Source organism: Nocardia lijiangensis NBRC 108240, assembly GCF_001613045.1.
GTDB classification, from domain to species: domain Bacteria; phylum Actinomycetota; class Actinomycetes; order Mycobacteriales; family Mycobacteriaceae; genus Nocardia; species Nocardia lijiangensis.
This window is the reverse complement of sequence record NZ_BDBP01000019.1, coordinates 1-21,806: the sequence shown is the minus strand read 5'-3', so window position 1 is coordinate 21,806 and position 21,806 is coordinate 1. Positions and strand designations below refer to the sequence as shown.

Below are 21,806 nucleotides of genomic sequence, written 5' to 3'. Positions count from 1 at the left end.
TGCACCACCCAGAACTCGGCCCGACTCAGCGCGGAGATTCGGCCGATGCCCCGGCGCGGGCGGCATGTCACCTGCCGCCCGCGCCACGGGTACCAAATTCAGCGACGCTCGAGTTCGACCTGCTCGGCCTCGCGCGCAACGACTTCCGGACGTTGCGGAGCGAACCAGGTTCGGTAGAACACGATAGACAGTGCGGTGAGAATGCCGAGGATCGCGATGCCGAAGGGGACCGGGTAGGTCGCCATCGGCATCGCGAGGTAACGGATGCACAGCAGCACGCCCGCGAACGTGGCGATCCCCATCGCCACCACCCGCATGCGCGGACGGTCCCAGCCTCGGTCGGGGTCGCGCAGGGCGGACTCGATCGTCAGGCACAGTGCGGCGCCCGCCACGAGGTCGATGCCGTAGTGCGCTCCGAGGCCGAGCGTCGCGATGAGAGTGCACACCAGCCAGAAAGCACCGCCCCAACGCAACCAGACCGGCCCGCGTCGGGAGTGGATGAACAGCGCGAGTGCCCACGCCGTGTGCAGCGACGGCATACAGTTGCGCGGTGTGATGCCGTCGAAGGGCATCGATTCGACCGAGGCGGGAAGCGCCGGAACGAGATTCGGCCAGACATCGGCGAGTTCCATGCCGTTCCCCTGCGGTCCGAACGCGAGCACGGGCCCCACCACCGGGAAGATCACGTAAAAGATCGGGCCGATGAGGCCGAGTACCAAGAACGTGCGCACCAAGTGGTGCCGCGGCCACGAGCCTGTGGTCACGCCGCGCAACTGCCAGATGGCAACAACGATGGCCGCCACCGGAAGCTCGAAGTACACCCAGCGCACCACCCCCAGCGGTACCGGCCCGGCCAGGTCGAGCGCATGCCCGACGACCCAGGCCGGATTGCCGAGCGCTCGATCGGCCAGCTCCACATACGGGTCGAGGACCTGCGGACAGGACCAGGCCGTGATGTCCAACCAGATTTCGCCGACCTTCGTCGCGAGGATGAGCAGCGCCCCGAGCGCGATCGTGTGCAGTGCGGTCTGCCGTCGCACACCGCTCCACCGTAGGGCGGCGATCACCGCCAGCGCCGTCAGCACAATGGTCGGTCCGTTGCCGACGGTGAACGGCCGACCGTCGAATGTCCGAACCGCCACGAAGATCAGATCGATGGCGACCGCGGCGGCGAGGGCGCTCACCCGTACCCGGACGGTGACACCGATCAGTGCCAGCAGGAAGCCCGCCCACGGTGTCGTCGCCGACTTGGGTGTCCCGGCGTAGTCGCGAAAGAGGCTGGTCAATGGGCCGAGAGCGTGGATGTGAACGGCTATTAGCTGACCCGCGACAAGCACCAGCACCGCGGCGGCAATGCCGCCCCACACCACGAACGGCCGAAATCGACGCTCCCGGAGTCGATCAACTCCCGCTTGCTCCGGGGGTGAGGTCGAACTGCCGTGCGCGTCGTGAATAAGCATTCAGACATCGTAAATACGCCGTGAACACCGCTTGACGGGGCACTTAACGCAGACCGACACCGGGCGATCGAGTGCGAAACTCATGCGCGCCTGCGAAGCCATCACCGCACGTCCCGGGGCCGGCGACGTGTGATCGGATCCCGGTCCGGTCGGACAGGTGAGCGCCGGGGCGGCTGCGCGCAAGGAGTCCTTCCGAAACTCATCACTGAACCCCGGCTGGTAGCGCATGCGATGACATACCGGCCTGTCGCCGATTCAGTGCCTCAGTGTCGTGATGGCGATGTCGAGGAATTCGCGCAGAAGCTTGTCGTGGTGGTCCGAGGCGACGACCAGGCATGTCTCGGCCCCGGGGGCGTCGGTGACGGGGCGGTGGACGAGGTCGGGGCGGACGTAGGCGCGCGCCACACTCAGGGGGACGAGTACCAGGCCGCGTCCGGAGGCGATCAGCTCGAACTTTTCTTCCAGTGACAACGTCCGCCTGTTCCGGACGTCGAGCATCCGCTCACCATCGAGATCGGCCAGGGTGAGTTCCCGGCGCGACGCCAGCGGATGGGTCGCGGGCATGCAGGCAACCCTGGGTTCGTGACCGACCGGGATGGCACGCAATCCGGATTCATCGAAAGGTCTTCGCAAATAACCGATCTGAGCTCGACCGTCGCGCAGCGTCGCGTCCGGCTCCCACCAGCGCGCCGGGACGACGTCGGTTTCGACCTCTGGGTGACGCGTCGCGAACTCCCGGATCGCCTCCGATACATGCAATCCGGGTGAGAAGGCGACCACCAGCCGTCGCACGCCGCGGTCGACATCGTGTACGCGCCGCACCGCCGCGTCGGCGGCCGCGAGGATCCCCTGCGCCTCCTCGTAGAGCTGCTTCCCGGCGGCGGTCAGCTCCACGTTGCGGGTGGTCCGCACGAGCAGGGCGCAATCCAATTCCTGCTCGAAAGCCTTGATCTGACGGCTCAGCACGGGCTGGGCGATGTAGAGCTTTTCCGCCGCCCGGCCGAAGTGCCGGTGCTCTGCCACCGCGGCGAAGTAGCGGAGCTTGCGCAGATCCAGATCCATACCCTCACGGTATCAATCTACGGAAAGGGTCTTGGACGTCGCGACGAACTGTCACCAGACTCGAAGCATGATCGTCATCACCTCTCCCACCGGACACATCGGCAGCCGACTGCTGGACATCCTGCTCGAAACATCCACTCGCAGTGAAGAATTGCGCGTCATTGTGCGCGACCCCGGGAAACTCCCCGAGGCGATCCGCTCCCGCGTCGATATCGTCACCGGATCGCACGGCGACGCCGATGTCGTGGACCGGGCCTTCGCCGGCGCGGACGCGGTCTTCTGGCTGGTCCCGCCCGACCTCTACGCGCCGGGCCTGGACGCGGCGTTTTCCGGATTCACGCTCGCTGCCGCGAAGGCGTTCACCACCCACGACGTCGGGCACGTCGTCGGTGTCTCGGCGCTCGGGCGCGGTACTCCCGTCGCGGGTCGCGCCGGGCAGGTGACGGCATCGCTGGCAATGGACGATCTCATCGCGAGTACGGGCGTGGCCTATCGGGCGCTGGCGAACCCGTCGTTCATGGATAACCTGCTGTGGCAGTCGATTTCGATCCGCGACGACGGCGTGTTCACCGGCACCACGGCCGCCGACCTCGAGGCGCCGATGGTCGCCACCCGCGATATCGCCGCGGCGGCCGCCCGCCTGCTGCTCGACCGCTCCTGGTCGGGGACGGGCGAGGTCGCGGTGCTGGGACCGGAGGATCTGGCACCGAACGACATGGCGCACACCATGTCCGAGGTACTCGGTCGCCCCATCCGCTACCAGAGGCAGTCTCTCGACGACTTCCGCGCCGCACTGACCGCGCGAGGCGTCAGCGATCCGATCGCGACCGCCTACGTCGACATGATGCACGCCAAGGAGAACGGCCTCGACGACGGCGTGCCGCGCACCGATGCGACCGCGAGTCCGACGAGCTTCCGCGAGTGGTGCGAACAGATTCTCGCGCCGGCGGTCCGGGCATGAGCGCCAAAACCGTCCTCATCGCCGGGGCGTCGCGCGACGCCGATCTCGCCGTCTCCGCTCAGTACGCGCGAACGCGGAGGGGACGTCATCGCCACAGCGCTCGAAGCGACGGGCGCTGTGGTCGTTCGCGAACATCTCCGGGATGGACCAAAGGCGACACGCCGCCAGGATTCGTGAACAACTGCCGTCACAGTTCCGGTGCGGCCCGGTCTGGGTGTTCTCGTAGTTCGATCCAGCCAACCCCGAGAAACTCCACAAGGCGCTCGATGATCTCCTCGCCGAACTGCACAGCTGGCATCGGTTGACCGCGCATCGACCCGCGGCGCGGTTTTCTGCGCTACGAGTCGATGTGCGAGGTGTTGAACAGCGGCGGTATGGGTTTCAGCTGCCCGCGCTGCCGGTGGAAGGTCGCGCCCTGCGCTGTTCGCAGGCCAGCTTGTCGGCGTCGGGCCGGTCCTCGCCGGAACGGGCGCAGCCCTGCGAGGTGTAGCCCCGTTCGTCGTAGCCTTGCCGGTCGTAGCCCCACCTGTCGTAACCCCAGCGATCGTAACCCCACCGGTCGTAGCCCCGGACATCGAAGCCGTCGGGGCCGTAGGGGTCTTCCGGCTCAACAGGTTTCGGAATTGACGGAGTCGGCACGGGCGGTTCGGTCGTGACCGGCGGAACACTGGTGACCGTCGGCGTGGTCGTCACCGGCGGCACGGTGGTGACCGGCGGCGCGGTCGTCACGGGCGCGATGGTGACAGGTGCGGTAGTAGCCGGGGATTGATCAGGGGTTGCGAATGCCGGTATGACCAGCGCGGCCGGAGCAAGCACCACCGTCCCGGCGACTGCGGCCAACAGGACCGACTGTCGAACCGTGCGCGGACTTCTCCTCCAATGAGACATCGTTGACCTCCAACTCCAGATAGGCGCGCTCGCCGCACCCGAGTCCCCTATCGGTCGAATGTCCAAATTTGCTACACAGCAGAGAGTTTCGCTTCCCCACCCGTGACGGGGAAACCTGCTCAACGTGCGGAGATGGCCGAACCCCTCCCATGGTGTGATCAACACCACGGAGTTCGACGCACACGGTCATCGGCATTGTCGTGCGCTGCCGGACAGGCACGACCGAACGTCTGCCACTGCCGAAGAGTGGGCAGAACACGCGAGAACACCCGGCCGGGTCGGTGTCAGATGGTGGCGACGATCTTGCCGGTGTGGTGTCCCTGTTCCAGGTAGCGGTGGGCGGCGACGATGTCGTCGAGAGTGAACACGGTATCGATGATTGGGCGCAGTGCGCCGGTGCGGATGCCTGCGGTCAGAAATGCGGTGATGCGGTGCACGATCACCGGGTCGAGGGTGTGTTCGAAGCTCATATACCGGATCATGGTGATCGGGCTGGCGGGATACGGTGCGGGCCGGGGGTCCAGCCAGCCGACGGTGACCAGGGTGCCACTGAATCGTTTGGCCGCGTTGGCCAGGTCGGCCAGGCCGGGACCCATGACGGAGTCCAGGACGATGTCGGCGCCGGCGCCGTTGGTGTACCGGTGCGTGGCCTCGACGACATCGTCGTGGTCGGCGACGATGACGCCGCTGGCGCCGGCTGCCAGCAGGGTGTTCTTCTTCGCGGCGCTGCGGGTGACGGCGAGGGGGATGGCGCCGATCTGATTGGCGATCTGGATGGCGGCCAGGCCGACAGCGCTGGAGGCGGCGGTGATCAGGACATGGTGGCCAGGTTGCATCGCGGCCTTTTCGACGAGCGCGCCATAGGCGGTCGAGTACGCCACCCACAACGCTGCCGCGCCGGTGGCGTCCAGCCCGGCGGGCCGGGCGACGATCCGGTCGACAGGGAGAACGATGTGTTCGGCGTAGGTGCCGTTGGAGTCCATGTCGGGCACGGCCGTGACGATGACCGCATCACCGATGGCCCATCCTTCGACTCCGGAGCCGAGGGCGTCGATCGTGCCGGTCGCTTCGATACCGAGGCGGGCGTGTGGCAAACGGATCGGCCTCGGAGACATACCCGCGCGCATCATCTGGTCGAGCCGGTTGATACCGATGGCTTCGATCTTGATTCGCACCGCGCCTGCGCCCGGGTCACCGGCCGGTTCGTCGACGATGCGCAGGACTTCGGGGGCGCCGGTCTCATCGAAGACGACGACTCGTGACATGGGGACTCCTGACCACTCTATTTCTCGTACAGTCGTTCTATAAATATAGATAGTACAGTCGTTCTACGAATGTCAACCGCGGCGAATGAGGAGGAAGCGATGGCGGGGCGTCCGGTCGACCACCAGCGCAGGGACGAGTTGCTCGACGCGGTGGTCGATTACACGGTCGAGCACGGGCTCTCCGAGCTGTCGTGGCGGCCGGTCGCCGCCGGTGTCGGGGTCTCGCCGACCACACTTGTGCACCACTTCGGCACCAAGGAGCAGATGCTCCAGGTCGTCCTCGGGCGGTTGCGACAGCGGATGTTCGCCGCCACCAGCGATGCGGCGGGTGCGCATCCCGACCTGGCGACGGCAGCGCGCGCGGTCTGGGTCCGAACCTCCGACCCGCTGCGGCAGGCGGAGTTCCGGTTGTTCTTCGCCGTCTACGGACGAGCCCTGCAAGCCCCTCAGCAGTTCGCGGACTTCCTCGACCACGTCGTCACCGATTGGATGACCTCACTGCGCGAGGCCCAAGTACCCGACACCGACCCCGAGACCGCAACTCGCACAGCGACATTGGTGATCGCGACGATTCGCGGACTGCTACTCGACCTTCTCGCCACCGGCGACCGGGACCGGGTCGATGGTGCTGCCGAAAGCTTCCTGAGCACCCTCGAACACCGGCCGTAACCCTCGCAGTCACCCCACCCGGCGAAACAGCCGGAACCCAGGCAGTGAGCACATGGGAACGAACGCCACCAACCCGGCGCGAGCGACGCACCGTAACGCCGCCTATCGCGCACCCAAGCGGCCAACGCTGGGAGCTGGCCGCAAGGGCTGATCGCCGGGCGCGAACGTCCGCTACTGCCGAGTCGAGGATGATCGTGCCCCCGATTCCGAGCTGCCGATGGGCGAGCCGACCAACGCCTTGGCCGTGCAGCGTCGGCTCGACTTGCTGGAGCAGGCGACGGGTTCGTCGGTGGTCATCGCCGTCACGCCGCACGACGTGAACCTGCCCGCGGCGTTCTCCGACCGGCTCGTGTGTGTAGGAAGGCGGTCTGTCTTCAGGCCGCCTTAGAATGGGATCGCTTGAAACAAGCGGAATACGAACCTCTTCAGCAAATCAGTACAGGCCAACAGGAAGAGGTTCCAAATGCCTGATTCCAGCAGCGATCGGCGACGCAATCGCCGGAACGACGACCTGAAAACGGACGATCCTGGCCAACGGATTGGCTGCGCTCGCAGGGGTTCTCACAGTGGCTCCGCTACTGCTTCCCCTTGACGTACGTCGCCAGGTAGCCGAGGAAGGCCAGGAATTGGCACCACCGCAGTCGACAGCAGAACAGCCCGCCAAGACGACGACACTGCCCGCCCTACACCAGACAATGGCCCCTCTTCGAGGTTCTTTTCAGAGCAGAGCCACCGCGTCGGCGATGGCACCGACGGAGCCGCTTCGTATCCGTGCTGCGCGAGTGACTGCCACGGCCGAGTCGAGGAGCGCGGCGCGATTGGAGCGTCCCAGGGGTTCAGCGGCACAGCGCGGTATCCACGGCGCGTTCGAGGTTCCTCCGACTGGCCTCGTCGGTGAGCTGCATGGTCACCGCGACGCTGGCAGTGCGGCCGTCGTCGGTGGCGCCGCCCCGGGTCTCGTACCCCGGGAAGCTGCCGCCGTGGCTCCAGGAGAGGCCGCCGCAGGGCAACGGCCGGCTGACGAGCCCCAGCCCGTAACGGGCACCGGGGCCGAAGGTCTCCTCGGCGGGGACGGTGGTGCGCATCTGGGCGAGCTGGGCCGACGGCAGGAGGCGGCCGGCCAGGAGCACGCCGAAGAAGCGGTTGAGGTCGGAGCCGGTGGAGACCAGCTGGCCTGCGGCCCAAGCCCAGGAGGGGTCGATCTCCGTGATGTCGCGCAGTGGCGAGGCCGCCGATTCCCGGTAGTAGCCGTGGGGGTGGGGTTTCCGGATGCCCACGTCACCGGGGGCGGGGAAGTACGTGTGGCGCAGCCCGACGCGTCGGACGATACGCCGGTCGATCTCCTCGGCGAGGGAGCGGCCGGTGGCCTTCTCGACGAGCAGACCGGCGAGCACGTAGTTGGTGTTGCTGTACTTCCAGCTCGTCCCGGGGGCGAAGTCGGCGGGGTGCCGCAGGGCGATGGCGAGCAGTTCGTGCGGGTCGTAGTACCGGACATCGTCCCCGAGGTGGTTGCTGTAATTGGGGAGCCCACTGGTCTGTTGAAGGAGCTGGCGGACGGTGACGTGCCGCCCGTCGATCCCCTCCCCGCGGACGAGGCCGGGAAGATAGGCCTCGACGGAGGCGTCCAGGTCAACCTTCCGCTCCGCGACAAGCTGGAGCACGACGACCGCGACGAAGGTCTTGGTGTTGCTACCGATCCGCACTTGGCCGTCCCTGGGCGCCCGCGCACCCGTGGCCAGGTCGCCGACCCCCGCGGTGTAGGTGCGGGTACGGCCGTTCCGGTCCTGGACGCTCGCTAGCGCGGCGGGCAGGCCGTCGTCGCGCACCAGCGTGTTCAGAGCCTGCTGGACGACGTCCGGCCTGGCGGCGGTGGAGTCGGCGGAATCGGAGGCGAAGGGCTGGGCGAGCGCACCCAGCGTCATGGCGCCCAAGGCCACCGCGGCCGCGGCCGACACGGCCCGTCGCCGCTTGCCGCCCTGCCACAGGGGCGAGGAACGGAGGCCCTGGTGAATCCGAGTACGCATCAGTCAACTCCTGGGAACTCAGGTCAGGGTGGCGAGGACTATGTCCAGGGCTTGGCGCATGTCTTCGGCCTCGATACGCATCAGGGTCTCTTCGTCGAGGGAGTGGGGGTCGAGGGATTCGTCCATGGCGAGGCGGTATTCGCGTTCTTCTTCGGCGCTCTCGATGACGTTGCGGATGAAGCGTCCGTTACCCGCGATGTCGACACCACGGCGCGGTAGACCGCTCTGGTCGGTGCGCTCGGCGGCGTACAGCTGCGCGCACGCTGCGCGCAGGATGCCGACCGCCTCGTCCGAGAGCGAGGAATCGCGTTTGCGGGCAATGAATTTGCCGATGTCGCTGAGCTCGTCGGGTGAGTACGAATCGAATTTCACGCGTTTGGCGAAACGGGAGGCAAGGCCGTCGTTGCTGGCCAGGAAGCGGTCGATCTCGCCGTCGTACCCGGCGATGATCACCACCAGGCGGTCACGGTCGTTCTCCATGCGCGCGAGCAGCGTGTCCACCGCCTCGCGACCGAACGCGTCACCGCCGGACAGACCCTGCTGGATCAGCGTGTACGCCTCGTCGACGAACAGCACACCGTCCATGGCCGAATCGATCAGCGCATTGGATTTGATCGCGGTGGAACCCAGGTGCTGGCCGACGAAATCGGAGCGCTTGGTCTCCACCACCTTGTCGGTCTTGAGCAATCCGAGCCCGCAGTAGATCTTGGCGACCACGCGGGCGATGGTGGTCTTGCCGGTACCTGGCGGACCAGTGAAGGCCAGGTGCTGTCCGCGCGGCATGCTGCTGAGGCCCTTCTCCGCGCGGATCTTGGCCATGGTTGCCGAGGACTGCAGCTTTGCGACCTGAACCTTCACCGCGTCCAGACCGATCTGGGCGTCCAGCTCCGCACGCGCCGCGGCCAGAATCACCTCGGCCCGGTCCTGGTGTTCCTGTTCGGCGGCCGCGTCCAAGGACGGCGCGGTCGCGGGATCCCAGCGGTCGGTGCGGGATTCGATCTGCTCGCGGGTGGTGACCACGATGCGGAACGTGGGATCAGTCATGGCGCGCGCGTTCGAGGCGAAGCCGGGCACCTGGCTGTACACCGTCTCGAACAGCGCCCGCGCCTCGTCCTCGTTCCCCTGTTCGCGCAGCGCGAGGCCGCGGCAGAACATGGCCGCCGTGCGGGCCGCCGGGATCGGGCCGCGCTCGGCCTGTTCGAGGCGGCGAGTCGCCTCGCCGAACAGGCCGAGGTGCGCGCAGGCGGTGCCGACCATGACGTGCGCGCCGACAGCCATGTACTGGTCCTGCCATTCGGCCGACCCGGCGAGGACAGTCATCACCTCGGGCCACAGCTGGGCGGTGAAGTACAGCACGCCGCGGGCATAGGCACAGACCCGGTCGTCGAGTGCGCGGTCCAGATCGTCGGTGAGCTTCTTGCGGCGCTCGTCCAGTTCGTTCAGCACCTGCTCGGCTTCGTCGAACTGCTTGTCCTCCAGCAGGCGCATGGCGTGCGCGATCCAGATCTCGGTGAGGCCGGCGACCGGATAGTCGATGTACTGGCCGATCTGGAAGCGGCCCGCCAGCTGGCGCGCAGGCAACCCGAGGCGGCGCTGTTCGCGCATCAGCGAGGTGGTCGAGGTGCGGTGCAGCTGCCGGAGCACCTCGTTGGACGCGTCGCCCGCGGCGAGACGACCCAGCCACGCGTCGCACATATCCGGGTCGAGCTCGGTGGCCCGGCGGAAGGCCACCTTGGCGTAGTCGAGGTTTTTGGTGGCCTGCTGGCCGTCGACCATCAAGCCCAACGACAGTACGCCCGCATCGAAGACCTGTTGCGCTTGACGAATCGCTGACATGTCGCGCAACGTAGCCGCAGTGCGGTGCCGCGTCACGACTTACCCGGTTCGCACGCATGCAGCATTCACCGTCGGTTAACCAAGCGAAACCCTCTGTGCCGCAAAACCACACGTCGCCGCTCGCCCAGAGTTACGACAAAGGAAACTCACTGCCGGGCCGATGCGACGCGGCGAATCCGTTGTTAATTTCCCGAAGGTGATGGAGTCCACGGCGATCGAGCCGCAACTGTGCCGCGTCTCGGTGATCGGCGGCAACACCCAGGTGGATGTGGTGTTGCCCGCCACTGTTCCGATCGCGAATTTCATTCCGGACGTGGTGGCGCTCATCGCCTCTCGCAACCCGGACCTGTCCGAGCACGAGGACAACGGGCCGATCGCCGCCCAGCACTGGACCCTCGCGATGCCCGGCCAGACCGCGATCGATCCGGAACGCACATTGACCGAGGCCGAGGTTTTCGACGGCGACCTGCTGGTGCTGCGCGCGGTGGATTCGGTCGAGTCGCCACCGTTGTTCGACGATGTGATCGACGCGGTCGCCCGGCTGACCGACGATTCCTTCCGCGGCTGGTCGGGTGAGTCGGCGGGCCGGGCCGGGATGGCGGGCGCGATCGCGGCGGTGGTCGGCATGTGCTTCCTGCTGCTGTTCGCCGCGGCCCGCGGCTGGGGAATCCTGGCCGGATCGGCGGGCATCGGGACCGGTCTGCTCATCCTGGTCGGCGCCGGGTTCGTCGCCAAGAAGTACACGGCCACCGCACCCGCCACCGTGCTCGCCCTGTGTGGGCTGCTCCTGTCGGGAAGTGGCGCAGCGGCATTCGTGCCGGGCCGCCCTGGCTCGCCACATCTGCTGCTCGGTTGTGCCGCCACCCTGCTGCTCGCGGTGATCGCGATGCGAGCGATCCCGGTGCGCTCGACGATGTTCACCGGTGTCATCACGATCGCGACGTTGGGCACCGGCGCCGCGGGCACGGTGACGATGTGGGGTGTCGCACCGTTGAAGGTTGCGGCGGGGATCATCGTCGTCGCGTTGCTCGGCATCACTCTTGCTCCGCGGATCGCGGTCGCGGCCGCGCGACTGCCGGTGCCGCCGGTGCCGACCGCGGGCGGAGTCATCGACCCGCGTGACCACGAACCGCGTCCGACCATCGAAGGCATCGGCGCGATCGGCGCGACCGCCCTCCCCTCGGCGGCCGGCCTCGGCGCACGGGCCCGGCTGTCCAACGACTTCCAGTCCGGGATGATCTTCGGCATCGTCGCGGTCACCGTGCTCGCGACGATCGTCGTCGTCGCCTCGGCAACCGGCCATCGCTGGCAGTGCGCGGCGCTCGCCGCCTCGGTCGGTGTCGTACTCGCCAGGCGGGGCAGGGCTTTCGCCGACCTGACGCAGGCGGCGGTGCTGGTGGCCGGTGGCTGCGCGGCCCTGATCGTGCCCGTCGTGCTGTGGGGTGTGCGGATGCCGGAACTGGCCCTGCCCGCCGCGGGTGCGCTGCTGTTCGTCGCGGGGCTGGCCATGCTGATCGGGGTTGCTGGGCCGAACATGGAAGTGTCGCCGGTCGTGCAGCGAGCGGGCGAGATCCTCGAATACGCGCTGATCTGCTTCATCGGTCCGCTCGTTTTCTGGATTCTCGATATCTACGCCATTGCCCGCAATGCGTGAGTATGTATCGATCCGGTCGGCCATCGTCGTCGCCTTGACGATGACACTGGCGATAGCGCCTGCCGGCGCGGCGCTCGGCGTGCCACCGCCGGTGATCGATCCGGGAGCGCTGGTCACGGATGCACCGGTCGCTCCGCCGATTCCGTCGGAGCAGCGTCTGCTGTGCTCGCAACCGATCTGGACCGGGCCCGCGCCGGTCGGCGTCCCCGCGGTGCAGAAGGTGCTCCGGCTCGAACACGCCTGGCAGTTCAGCCGGGGCGAGGGACAGACCGTCGCGGTGATCGACACCGGTGTCACCCCACATCCGCGGCTGTCGGTACAGCCGGGCGGTGACTACGTCTCCGATTCCGACGGCACCGCCGACTGCGACGGGCACGGCACCCTGGTCGCCGGCATCATCGCCGGCCGGCCCGCACCCGATGGCAGCGACGGCTTCTCCGGTATCGCGCCCGAGGCCTCGATCCTCACCATTCGCCAGACCAGCCTCGCCTACCAAGCCAAGAACAGCTACCGCTCCGACGATCCGGGTGGGATGTCGGCGGGTGGTTACGGCACCGTCGACACCCTCGCCAGTGCGGTGGTACACGCGGTCGACCGTGGCGCCACGGTCATCAATCTCTCCGCGGTCTCGTGCAGGCCGGCCGGTACCGACGCGGTGGACGGCGCGCTCGGCGCCGCGCTGCGATACGCCTACGACCGCAACGTCGTCGTGGTCGCGGCGGCGGGCAATCTACAACAGCAGGGTGCGTGCAAGAGCCAGAACGGCACTGCCGGGTGGGATGCGGTCAGTACGATCGCGACGCCCGCGTGGTTCGCCCCGTATGTCCTGTCGGTGGCGTCGGTGGAGCCCGACGGATCACCGTCGGCCTTCACCCTGTACGGGCCGTGGGTTTCCGTCGCCGCGCCGGGCAGCAATCTCGTGTCACTGGACAGCAATCCGGGCGGCACCGGGTTGGTCAACGGCACCCCGCAGGCCGATGGCCAGGTGGCGCCGGTGAACGGCACCAGCTTCGCCACCGCGTATGTCTCGGGTCTGGCTGCCCTCGTGCGCGCCCGCTTTCCCGAGCTCTCCGCCCAGCAGGTGATGGACCGCATCACCCGCACCGCGCACGCCCCGGGCAGCGGCCACGACGCTCGTATCGGGGCCGGCCTCATCGACCCGGTCGCCGCGCTCACCGCGGTGGTGCCGCCTGCCTCGGAGGGCGATCCGGCGCAAGGCATTCCGATCGCTGGCCCGACGCCACCGGCGTTCGTGAGCCCGTGGCCGCGCCGCATCGGCATCGCGGGCGCGGTGAGCTGTCTGACGCTGCTGGCGATCGTGCTCGTCATGTCCATGCCGTTCCGGCGCGAACAGCGCAAGCCACTCGTGCTGCCGGGCGACGACTAACCGAAGGAATTGCCGATGGGCACACAGGGTTTCATCCGGCTGGCGAGGATCGCACCGCCGCGGTCGCCAGGCGGCGAAGTGATTCTCAACGCACCGCCGGAGATCACCCCGCCGATCCCGGCGCCGCTGTGGCAGCGGCTGCTTCCGGTGGTGATGGTGGTCGCCATGGTGGGCATGATGGGTTTGATGTTCACCATGGGCGGCCGGTCCATGTTCACCAACCCACTCACCATGATGTTCCCGATGATGATGCTGATGTCGATGGTCGGCATGTTCGCCAGCCGCACCGGCGGCGGCGGGAAGAAGGCCGCCGAGCTCAACGAGGAACGCAAGGACTACTTCCGCTACCTCGACCAGCTGCGCCGCGATGTCCGCAATACCGGCACCGCCCAGCGCGAGGCGCTGTTCTGGAGCCATCCGCACCCGATCGACCTGCACGCGCTGATCGGCACCCGCCGGATGTGGGAACGCAGGCCGAGCGACCCCGACTTCGCGCACGTCCGGATCGGCATCGGCAGCCATCGTCTCGCCACCAAACTGGTCCGGCCCGAGACCGTTCCGCTGGAGGACCTGGAACCGGTGGCGACAGTGGCGCTGCGCCGCTTCGTCCGCACGCACTCGGTGGTGCACGGCCTGCCGACCGCCATCTCGCTGCGCGCGTTCCCCGCGGTGAACGTGGAGGGGCCGCGCGAGCACGGGCGCGCGCTGGTCCGATCGATGCTGATGGAGCTGGCCGCCTTCCACGGTCCGGACAGCATGATCTTCGCGATCGTCACCGCCGACCCCGACGCCGAGGCGTGGAGCTGGACCAAATGGCTACCGCACCTGCAGCATCCGCGCGATACCGATCGGATCGGGTCGGCGCGCATGCTCTATGAATCGCTGTCGGAACTGGAGACCTCGCTGTCGGAGGACCTGCTCGAACGTGGCCGGTTCCTGCGCAACGCGCCTGCGACGCCGGGCAGGCTGCACTTGGTCGTGGTGATCGACGACGGGTACGTCAGCGGCTCCGAGCGCACCATCAGCGATGCCGGGCTCGACTCGGTGACGGTGCTCGACCTGACCGCACCGCAGACCGGCCTTGCGGTCCGGCGTGGCCTGCAGCTGGTGGTCGACGAAGCGGTGATCGGCGCAAGGACCGGCGGTTCCGTGGAGAACTTCGCCGGACCCGACCGAGTGAGCCTGGCCGTCGCCGCCACCTTCGCCCGCGGTGTGGCGCGCTACCGGATAGCCACCAGCGCACAGGTCGTCGACCTCGGTGCGGAGACGAACACCGACCCAGGTCTGATGGCGATGCTCGGCGTCGCCGACGCGGCGACCCTCGACCCGGACGCGGTATGGCGGCCCAGGTCGGCTCGCGAGCGGTTGCGGGTGCCGATCGGCGTCACCCCGGACGGCACTCGAGTCGAGATCGACATCAAGGAATCCGCCGAGAACGGCATGGGTCCGCACGGGTTGTGCATCGGTGCGACGGGTTCGGGCAAGTCGGAGTTCCTGCGCACCCTGGTGCTGTCGATGGTGACCACCCATTCCCCCGATCTGCTGAACCTGGTGCTGGTCGACTTCAAGGGTGGCGCGACGTTTCTCGGACTCGACCCGCTCCCGCACGTGTCCGCAGTGATCACCAACCTCGAGGAAGAGCTCTCGATGGTGGACCGCATGCGGGATGCGCTGGCCGGTGAACTGACCCGCAGGCAGGAACTGCTGCGGGCGGCGGGCAACTTCGCCAATGTCACCGAGTACGAGAAGGCCCGTGCGGGCGGCGCACCGCTCGATCCGCTGCCCGCCCTGTTCATCATCGTCGACGAGTTCTCCGAATTGCTCTCGCAAAAGCCGGATTTCGCGGAGCTGTTCGTGATGATCGGACGCCTCGGCCGGTCGCTGCGTGTGCATCTGCTGCTCGCATCGCAGCGGTTGGAGGAGAACCGGCTGCGCGGCCTCGACTCGCACCTGTCGTACCGAATCGGCCTTCGCACGTTCTCGGCGGGCGAATCCCGGCAGGTGCTCGGCATCACCGACGCCTACCATCTGCCCGCCCAGCCCGGCGCCGGCTATTTGAAGAGCGATTCGTCGGATCCGTTGCGGTTCAACACCACCTATGTATCGGGGCCATATGTTCCGCCGGTCGCGGGCCGGACGACGGGCCCGACGGCCACGGCCGGGGTGGTCGACCTGTTCACCGCCGCCGCCATCGCGCGCACCGAATCGAACATGGAGAACCCAGAGCAGCAACCGATCCCGGTGGAGCTGCCCGATCTCAGCGAACTCCTCGGTGAGACACCGCCCGCCGCACCCGAGCTGTCGCTGCTGCAGACGGTGGTGGACCGGCTCACCGGGCACGGCAGGCCGGCGCACCAGGTGTGGCTGCCGCCGCTCGATATCTCGCCCACCGTTGATATGATGCTGCCCGAACAAGATTGGCGTTCGGAAGCCAACCGCAACGGCAATCTGTGGCTGCCGATCGGCATCGTCGACAAGCCGTACGAACAGAAGCGGGAAGTGCTCGCCATCGATCTGGCGGGCGCCCAGGGCAATGTCGCGGTGGTCGGTGGACCGCAGTCGGGCAAGTCGACCACGCTGCGCACCATCATCCTCTCGGCCGCCGTCACCCACACACCGGAACAGGTGCAGTTCTACTGCCTCGACTTCGGCGGCGGCACCCTGGCCGCACTCACCGGGCTGCCGCACGTCGGTTCGGCGGCCGGGCGGCTGGAAAGCGACCGGGTCCGGCGCACCGTCGCCGAACTCAGTGTGCTGCTGCGCAGGCGCGAGGCCCGCTTCCTTGAACTCGGCGTGGAGAACATGCGCGATTTCCGCAAGCTGAAGGCCGAATTGGCGCAGCTGCCCGCCGAGGAGCGGGCAACTCGACCGCTCGCCGCCGACGCGTACGGTGATGTGTTCCTGGTGATCGACGGCTGGGCCGCCTTCCGGGAGGAGTTCGACCTGATCGAGGGCCAGGTGCTCGCCCTGGCCGCCCGTGGGCTGTCGTATGGAATCCATGTCGTGCTCGGTGCGAACCGGTGGGCCGAGATCCGGCCCAATGTGAAGGATCAGATCGGTACCAGGATCGAGCTGCGCCTCGGCGATCCGTCGGACTCCGAGATGGATCGCCGCGCGGCGGTGAATGTACCGATCAACCGCCCGGGCCGCGGCATGACCAGCGACAAGCTGCACATGCTCATCGCCCTCCCCCGCCTGGACACCGACGTGAACCCGGACACCCTCTCCGATGGCATCGCCGCCGCGAAGGCCGAACTCGCCGAGTTCTACGGCGACCGGCAGGCGCCCGGTGTGCGGATGCTGCCCGGCGAACTCGACCGCGACCAGGTGCTGGCCACCGCGCGCGGACTGGACATACGCCTGGACAGCAAGCGGGTGCTGATCGGGCTGAGCGAATCGGAGCTGGCGCCGGTGGTGCTCGACTTCGAGGAGTCGCCGCACCTGCTGGTGTTCGCCGACGTGGGCTGCGGCAAGACCACACTCCTGCGCAATATCGCGCAGGGCATCGTGGAGAACTCACACCCCAACGAGGCACGGGTGATCATGGTCGACTACCGCCGCACCATGCTCGGCGCGATCGACGGCCCGCACCTGGCCGGGTACTCCACCTCGGCACAGACCTCCGTACCCACCTTGAAGGAGGTCGCGGGATTCGTGTCGCAGCGCCTGCCCGGCGCCGACATCACGCCCGCACAGCTGCGAGAACGCAGCTGGTGGACGGGGCCCGAGGTGTATGTGATCGTCGACGACTACGACATGGTGGCGTCGAACAATCCGCTGGTGCCGCTGCTGGATCTGCTGCCGCAGGCCCGCGATATCGGCCTGCACGTGATCATCGCCCGGCGCTCCGGCGGCGCGGCCCGCGCACTCTACGATCCCGTACTCGGCCCGATGAAGGACATGTCGGTGGACGGCATCCTGATGAGCACCCCGAAAGACGAGGGCGTACTGCTCGGCGACGTGCGCCCGGCCCAGTATCCGCCCGGGCGTGGCCTGCTGGTGTCGCGCACGCGGGGCCGCGACCTCATCCAGATTTGCCATCTGCCCGAACCGAACTGACGGGATAGGCCGGGCCTCAGGAGAAAGCGGCGGTGGCGTTCGCTTCGGCGCTGTCGAGATCGCCTGCGGCCCCGTGCATTCCGTGCGCGAATGCCGAGAGAGTGTGCGCCAGGTCGAATCCGCCCTGTAGCAGACCGACGCTGAGTTTCACGTAACCGGAATCGCCATCGGCGAACTGCTTGCCGTACGAGTCCGTGCCCCACGGCGGGTTGTCACCGCTGCCCTTGGTGACGACGGCTTCGGATTGCGCGGCACTTCCGTTGCACTGCACCGAGATCGGATCGCCGAGCAGAGTGAGGGTATCGGAGAGCACCCGCACTGCCCGACCAACCGCATCGGCCACACTGTCCATCACCACGGCGGCGGAATGCAGCTCGGTAGTCGAATCCACGGCAATACCCTGCTCCACGAAACCAACTCTCGCCACGACAGGCGGCGGAAACCGGGATTGTGGGCGACCAGAGCCGAAACAATATGCGAATTAAGGGTTTCGGGAATCCAGCCCCGTCGTCCCGGCGAAGGCCGGGATCCAGGTGAACATTCCGAGGCGGCCATACCTGTGGAGTGTGCGGTCTGAGTCCCGGCGTTCGCTGGGACGACAGGGTGGGTACTGCGTGTACATTTCTGGACGCGGCACTAATTAATCGGGCAGTCCGGGTTCTCGGGATCCTCCGGCCGCTCGGGTCGCGGGGGCCGCTCCGGGCGTGGTCGCTCGGGTCGGTCGGGGTCCTTTGGTTTCTCCGGATCTTCCGGCTTCCCGGGATCCGCTGGCCGCCCGGGGATTTCGGAGTACGACGGTGACCCCCACGCATCGGGATCGGGCGCCGACGGTGCGGCGTACGGTTCGATCATCGGCTCGTGGTACGGCTCGAGTTTGGGGCGGGTCTTGGCGCGCAGGTCGGTGCCCTTGGCCTGGTAGTGGCCCGTTCCCGGTCCGCCGGTGCCGTACTCCTTGCCCACCTGCTCGCTGCGTAGCAGTGCCCGCTGCCACCAGCTGTTCTCCGCGCCGATCGGGCGCACCGACGGCTTGGCCTCGGCATCGGCTCTGCGGTTGATCACGTCCGGGTCGACCCGCACCATGCGCAGGTCGTCGGCGCGGAGCTGGAAGAGATCGGCTCTGCGTTGCGATTCGTCGGCGCGGGATTGGAATTCGTCGGCCCGGCGCTGGTGTGCGTCGGCCCGCAGGCGCGCGGCGGTTTGTTCGAATTCGGCGCTCGCGAGCGCGACGCGGGCGCGGGCGACCTGCAATTCGACCCGCTCTACGTGCTGCGCATCGGGACCGTCGGTCGCGCGCAATGCGGCCAGGCGGGATTCGGCGATGCGCAGTTGCCGCTGTGTCTGTTCAGTGTGCGCTCGAGCCTGCACGGCGGCGCTGTCTTCGGTTGTCGCCCTTGTCTGTTGCATGGTGGCCCGCCGCTGCACGGTGTCGGCGCCTGCCTGCGAGCGGTCGGCGCTCTGCTGGGCCGTATCGGCCCGGTGCTGCATGGCCTCAGCGCGGTCGGACATGCGCGAACCCCACCGCGGTTGCCGGTCGGCCGATTCCAGCCCGTCCGGGGCCCCGAGAGCGCGGGCACGCGGTTGGTTCTCGACGTGCTCGGAAGGCTGAGCGCGCAATTGCGGCTGGGCGGCGCGCACCTGCCGGTGGTATTCACGCAGCGCTGCCGCGTCCTGACGGTCGAGTTCACGTAGCCTGCGCTTGTGTTGCGGAGACGACTCAACCGACCGGTCGACCGAAGGTCGCGCTACCGGTGCGGGCCGCTGGACGGGTTGGCCGGTCACCGATCCGCCGACGGCCGCGGCCCGGCTCGCTGGGACGTACACATTCCCTTCGGCGTCGAGCTGGAAATGCCGGAGGAAACCGGTGCGCGCCGCACTGCGCGGTGTGCGGTTCAGGTGGAATAGGCCGCGGGCGCCGCCTGCCACCGCGCCGCGGAACGCACCACCCGAGCCACCGAGGCCGAAACCGCTCGCCATGAACGCCTTCTGCCAGTCACCGGTGTTCATCGCCGTCGCCATCGAACCGCCGACCGTACCGACCGCACCGGCGAACGCACCGATCGCCGCTCCCCGGCCCACATCCGCCGCACGGCCGAGTTTGTTGGTGAGCCTGCCGATCGAGGCGTCGAAACCTATTCCTCCCCAATGCGCGGCGGCCCGGCCGAACAGACCGCCGGCGAAGGACCCGCCGAACGAGAGCAATGCCTCGTTGCCGTTGAAATGACGCCGGGTACCCGCGGCCATTTGACCGCCCTGAATGGTCGCGTCCACCAGCACCGATTGCCCACCTGACACCGCACCCTTCACCGCGTAGGTGGACAGGTTCTTGACGACCAGCTTCGTCCACGCCTGCTGTCCGACGGCGCCGAAGGCCCGCAGTAGCACCTGCTCGATCCGGGTGATCACCAGGTCCTCGACCCGCCGCAACGTCGATCTGGTTCCAGCGACAGCTGCGGCCTCCACCGCGGGCGCGGTCGGCGGGAACATCCACGCCCAGATGATCTCCACGGCGAGCAGGGCATAGGAGACGATCATCATCAGCTTCGCCGCCTGCACCGTTGTGCCGAAATCGAAAGCGACATTGCCGAGTTCGTCGTAGTCGGCGGCCAGGGTGGCCAGTGAAGCGTCGCCGTCGAGCAGGTCGGTGAACAGTGCCGAAATGGTCTCGGCACCCGCGCCGTCCCGATAGGCTCCACCGGCCTTCCGCCGCACCTGGGTCAGCGGATCGACCTGCGCGGCAAGCGCTTTCGCGGCCTCGTTCCAGGCCGCACCGATAGCGAAGAGCAGGTCCTCGTTGCCTGCGGGCAGGTCGGCACCGACCAGCCAGCCGAGCCATTTCAGATCCTGCGGGATCTCGAGCATCGGGAAGGCTATCGACCGAACGCGGTCGGATCGAAGAAGTCGGCAGCAGGTTCATCGACCACCGACATCGATGTTGCGGAAACATCGGGTCTGGTCGCGTGTGGGGCCGGGTGCGTTGCCGCGCTCGTCGTCACGGTGCCGTTCTCCGAACCGTAGACGAACAGAGTGCCCGGACCGGAGGAGCCGATCGTGTCGAATTGATTCAGGTGGCTCAGGGGCACGGAGATCTCCGGGCCGCCGTGCGGATCGCGCACAACCATCGACGCGCAGGACTCGCCCATCCTCGATCAAGGCCGGACGCCATCCCCTATTCCGCAGCCGATTCAGGTGCCGGTCGTGAACCCAATGCGCCGAACAGGTTTCGCGCATCCGGCCCGATCACCGCCGCGGCCCGCACATGGCCGAGTTCGCCGGTTTCCGCAGCCGCCGACCGCTCCTCGGGGGCCAAGCTCTCCAGGTCGAGCCACTGACCGTATTCCTCCGACCACTCGCCTATTTCGTCCAGAGATGCCGAATTCGGCTGCTGGGCATGTCGATTCGAGACAGCGACCGACTCTTCCACCAACGCACCAGCGGACGGACCGGCCACAGGCATATCCAGGTCATGCCGACGAACCCATACCTCGGTCACACCCTGCATCCTCCCCAGCCCGTTGAACGTGGAAGATGTGCGTCCCCCACCAGGTTTGGTGAAATGCAGAAGCAACTTACCGCTAGACATTGATGTCGTCGCACGCACCAACGTGCCTTCGTATCGGAAGACAAACCTGACACGAGGCCGGTACAACCGCTCCAAAGCACTCTCGAACGAGATCCGAATCGGCACATCACGCAGCAATTTTCGAATCTCAGCGAGATCTGCCTCCACGGCGGTAGTTCCGGCCGAATCCGGCTGCAGGTCATGCCGACGGACCCACAACTCGTGCACACCCCGGGTATTCCGGAGTAGGTGGAACGTAGAAGCTGTGCGTCTCCCGTCAGGTTTCACGAAATGCAGACGCAATGAACCCGTGCTGGACACTGTTGTCGTTGCACGAACCAACGCTCCTTCATATCGGAAGACAATCCTGACGCCAGACCGGTGCAACCGCTCCATGGCACTCTCGATCGAGATCCGCACCGGCACATCACGCAGCAATTCTCGGATCTCACCGAGATCCGCATCCACGGCAGTGGTGCCATCGTCAACGTCCGATTCAGGGTCACCGGTTTCCGCAGCCGCCGATTCGCCCGCTACACCAGAGGGACCTACCGGCGGGACCAAAGCGTCCAGCCAGGCGAAGTCATCTTCGCCCCGAAATGCCGAGGTGCCATCAGCGCCCAGCTCGATATCTGCCAACCGCAGGTCGGGGTACTGCTGCTCGTCGATATCCCGCTGTCGTCGACGCCTTCGGACTGCGCGCCGAGATGCGACTCCCGCGCAGCCAGGTCCAGGACATGCTGGGCAACCCACACCTCGCGCACACCCTGATACATCCTGAGTCTATCGAACGTGGATTGTGTACGACTCTCACCATGTTTCGTGAAATTCAGACGCAATGCACCCGACCTGCGCATTGCTGTCGTCGCACGAACCAACGCTTCTTCACCATCTCGGAAGACCACCCTGACACCACGCCGCCGCACCCGCTCCATGGCACTCTCGATCGAGATCCGCACCGGCTCGCCACCCAGCAATTCTC

16 protein-coding genes are annotated in these 21,806 nt (G+C 67.3%); 6 read left to right on the top strand and 10 right to left on the bottom strand.

The genetic code is table 11. The annotated features are described in order from the left end of the window. Nucleotides 1-98: 98 nt before the first annotated feature. Both NL1_RS07420 and NL1_RS07415 read right to left on the bottom strand, forming a co-directional pair. The gene (locus NL1_RS07420) at nt 99-1,460 is read right to left on the bottom strand and encodes a phosphatase PAP2 family protein (RefSeq protein WP_084510370.1); all 1,362 of its coding nucleotides are present in this window, start codon (nt 1,458-1,460) and stop codon (nt 99-101) included. 255 nt (nt 1,461-1,715) lie between these two features. Further along, on the bottom strand, nt 1,716-2,522 hold the full coding sequence (locus tag NL1_RS07415) for a LysR family transcriptional regulator (RefSeq protein WP_067835719.1): 807 nt from the start codon (nt 2,520-2,522) through the stop codon (nt 1,716-1,718). Nucleotides 2,523-2,589: 67 nt separating this feature from the next. On the opposite strand from NL1_RS07415, the gene NL1_RS07410 reads away from it, so the two are divergent. Then, the gene (locus NL1_RS07410) at nt 2,590-3,483 is read left to right on the top strand and encodes an NAD(P)H-binding protein (protein WP_067835718.1); all 894 of its coding nucleotides are present in this window, start codon (nt 2,590-2,592) and stop codon (nt 3,481-3,483) included. A gap of 381 nt (nt 3,484-3,864) precedes the next feature. On the opposite strand, the gene NL1_RS38095 is transcribed toward NL1_RS07410, so the two are convergent. Together NL1_RS38095 and NL1_RS07400 are read right to left on the bottom strand one after the other, a co-directional pair. Further along, nucleotides 3,865-4,122, bottom strand: a complete 258-nt coding sequence (locus NL1_RS38095) for a hypothetical protein (RefSeq protein ID WP_162272694.1) — start codon at nt 4,120-4,122, stop codon at nt 3,865-3,867. A 533-nt stretch (nt 4,123-4,655) separates the two neighbouring features. After that, nucleotides 4,656-5,636, bottom strand: a complete 981-nt coding sequence (locus NL1_RS07400; RefSeq protein WP_067835716.1) for a zinc-dependent alcohol dehydrogenase family protein — start codon at nt 5,634-5,636, stop codon at nt 4,656-4,658. A 99-nt stretch (nt 5,637-5,735) separates the two neighbouring features. Here NL1_RS07400 and NL1_RS07395 point away from each other — a divergent pair, with 99 nt between their 5' ends. Next, the gene (locus NL1_RS07395) at nt 5,736-6,305 is read left to right on the top strand and encodes a TetR/AcrR family transcriptional regulator (RefSeq protein ID WP_067835878.1); all 570 of its coding nucleotides are present in this window, start codon (nt 5,736-5,738) and stop codon (nt 6,303-6,305) included. A gap of 217 nt (nt 6,306-6,522) precedes the next feature. Continuing rightward, the gene (locus NL1_RS37375) at nt 6,523-6,693 is read left to right on the top strand and encodes a hypothetical protein (protein WP_156094716.1); all 171 of its coding nucleotides are present in this window, start codon (nt 6,523-6,525) and stop codon (nt 6,691-6,693) included. A gap of 448 nt (nt 6,694-7,141) precedes the next feature. On the opposite strand, the gene NL1_RS07390 is transcribed toward NL1_RS37375, so the two are convergent. Both NL1_RS07390 and eccA read right to left on the bottom strand, forming a co-directional pair. After that, nucleotides 7,142-8,329, bottom strand: coding sequence for a serine hydrolase domain-containing protein (locus NL1_RS07390; RefSeq protein ID WP_067835715.1), 1,188 nt, complete (start codon nt 8,327-8,329; stop codon nt 7,142-7,144). Nucleotides 8,330-8,347: 18 nt separating this feature from the next. After that, on the bottom strand, nt 8,348-10,165 hold the full coding sequence (gene eccA, locus NL1_RS07385; RefSeq protein ID WP_067835714.1) for a type VII secretion AAA-ATPase EccA: 1,818 nt from the start codon (nt 10,163-10,165) through the stop codon (nt 8,348-8,350). Between the two features lie 199 nt (nt 10,166-10,364). Here eccA and eccD point away from each other — a divergent pair, with 199 nt between their 5' ends. The 3 genes from eccD to eccCa are packed head-to-tail and all read left to right on the top strand — an operon-like array spanning nt 10,365 to nt 17,265. Continuing rightward, complete coding sequence (gene eccD, locus NL1_RS07380) at nt 10,365-11,819, top strand: type VII secretion integral membrane protein EccD (RefSeq protein ID WP_067835711.1); 1,455 nt, start codon at nt 10,365-10,367, stop codon at nt 11,817-11,819. Continuing rightward, nucleotides 11,812-13,206 carry a type VII secretion-associated serine protease mycosin gene (gene mycP, locus NL1_RS07375; RefSeq protein ID WP_084510369.1) on the top strand — a complete coding sequence of 465 codons (1,395 nt, stop codon included), beginning with the start codon at nt 11,812-11,814 and terminating at the stop codon, nt 13,204-13,206. The genes eccD and mycP overlap by 8 nt, the downstream gene beginning before the upstream one ends. Before the next feature lie 15 nt (nt 13,207-13,221). After that, on the top strand, nt 13,222-17,265 hold the full coding sequence (gene eccCa, locus NL1_RS07370) for a type VII secretion protein EccCa (RefSeq protein WP_067835709.1): 4,044 nt from the start codon (nt 13,222-13,224) through the stop codon (nt 17,263-17,265). A gap of 16 nt (nt 17,266-17,281) precedes the next feature. On the opposite strand, the gene NL1_RS07365 is transcribed toward eccCa, so the two are convergent. The 4 genes from NL1_RS07365 to NL1_RS38955 form a co-directional block, all read right to left on the bottom strand. Beyond that, nucleotides 17,282-17,656 (bottom strand): hypothetical protein, encoded by a 375-nt coding sequence (locus NL1_RS07365; protein WP_067835708.1) that lies wholly within the window; start codon nt 17,654-17,656, stop codon nt 17,282-17,284. Nucleotides 17,657-17,901: 245 nt separating this feature from the next. After that, nucleotides 17,902-20,124: a WXG100-like domain-containing protein gene (locus NL1_RS07360; RefSeq protein ID WP_067835704.1), complete on the bottom strand. Its 2,223-nt coding sequence runs from the start codon at nt 20,122-20,124 to the stop codon at nt 17,902-17,904. Between the two features lie 307 nt (nt 20,125-20,431). Next, nucleotides 20,432-21,463 carry a hypothetical protein gene (locus NL1_RS37370; RefSeq protein WP_156094715.1) on the bottom strand — a complete coding sequence of 344 codons (1,032 nt, stop codon included), beginning with the start codon at nt 21,461-21,463 and terminating at the stop codon, nt 20,432-20,434. Next, nucleotides 21,373-21,806, bottom strand: a 434-nt coding sequence (locus NL1_RS38955) for a hypothetical protein (protein WP_218024375.1), incomplete at its 5' end; no start/stop codon positions are given. The genes NL1_RS38955 and NL1_RS37370, both read right to left, overlap by 91 nt.

Bases quoted from the DNA above. Each gene is read 5' to 3' on its own strand.
- NL1_RS07420 (WP_084510370.1), bottom strand. From the start codon at position 1,460: ATGCTTATTCACGACGCGCACGGCAGTTCGACCTCACCCCCGGAGCAA.
- NL1_RS07415 (WP_067835719.1), bottom strand. From the start codon at position 2,522: ATGGATCTGGATCTGCGCAAGCTCCGCTACTTCGCCGCGGTGGCAGAG.
- NL1_RS07410 (WP_067835718.1), top strand. From the start codon at position 2,590: ATGATCGTCATCACCTCTCCCACCGGACACATCGGCAGCCGACTGCTG.
- NL1_RS07400 (WP_067835716.1), bottom strand. From the start codon at position 5,636: ATGTCACGAGTCGTCGTCTTCGATGAGACCGGCGCCCCCGAAGTCCTG.
- NL1_RS07395 (WP_067835878.1), top strand. From the start codon at position 5,736: ATGGCGGGGCGTCCGGTCGACCACCAGCGCAGGGACGAGTTGCTCGAC.
- NL1_RS37375 (WP_156094716.1), top strand. From the start codon at position 6,523: ATGGGCGAGCCGACCAACGCCTTGGCCGTGCAGCGTCGGCTCGACTTG.
- NL1_RS07390 (WP_067835715.1), bottom strand. From the start codon at position 8,329: ATGCGTACTCGGATTCACCAGGGCCTCCGTTCCTCGCCCCTGTGGCAG.
- eccA (WP_067835714.1), bottom strand. From the start codon at position 10,165: ATGTCAGCGATTCGTCAAGCGCAACAGGTCTTCGATGCGGGCGTACTG.
- eccD (WP_067835711.1), top strand. From the start codon at position 10,365: ATGGAGTCCACGGCGATCGAGCCGCAACTGTGCCGCGTCTCGGTGATC.
- mycP (WP_084510369.1), top strand. From the start codon at position 11,812: ATGCGTGAGTATGTATCGATCCGGTCGGCCATCGTCGTCGCCTTGACG.
- eccCa (WP_067835709.1), top strand. From the start codon at position 13,222: ATGGGCACACAGGGTTTCATCCGGCTGGCGAGGATCGCACCGCCGCGG.
- NL1_RS07360 (WP_067835704.1), bottom strand. From the start codon at position 20,124: ATGCTCGAGATCCCGCAGGATCTGAAATGGCTCGGCTGGCTGGTCGGT.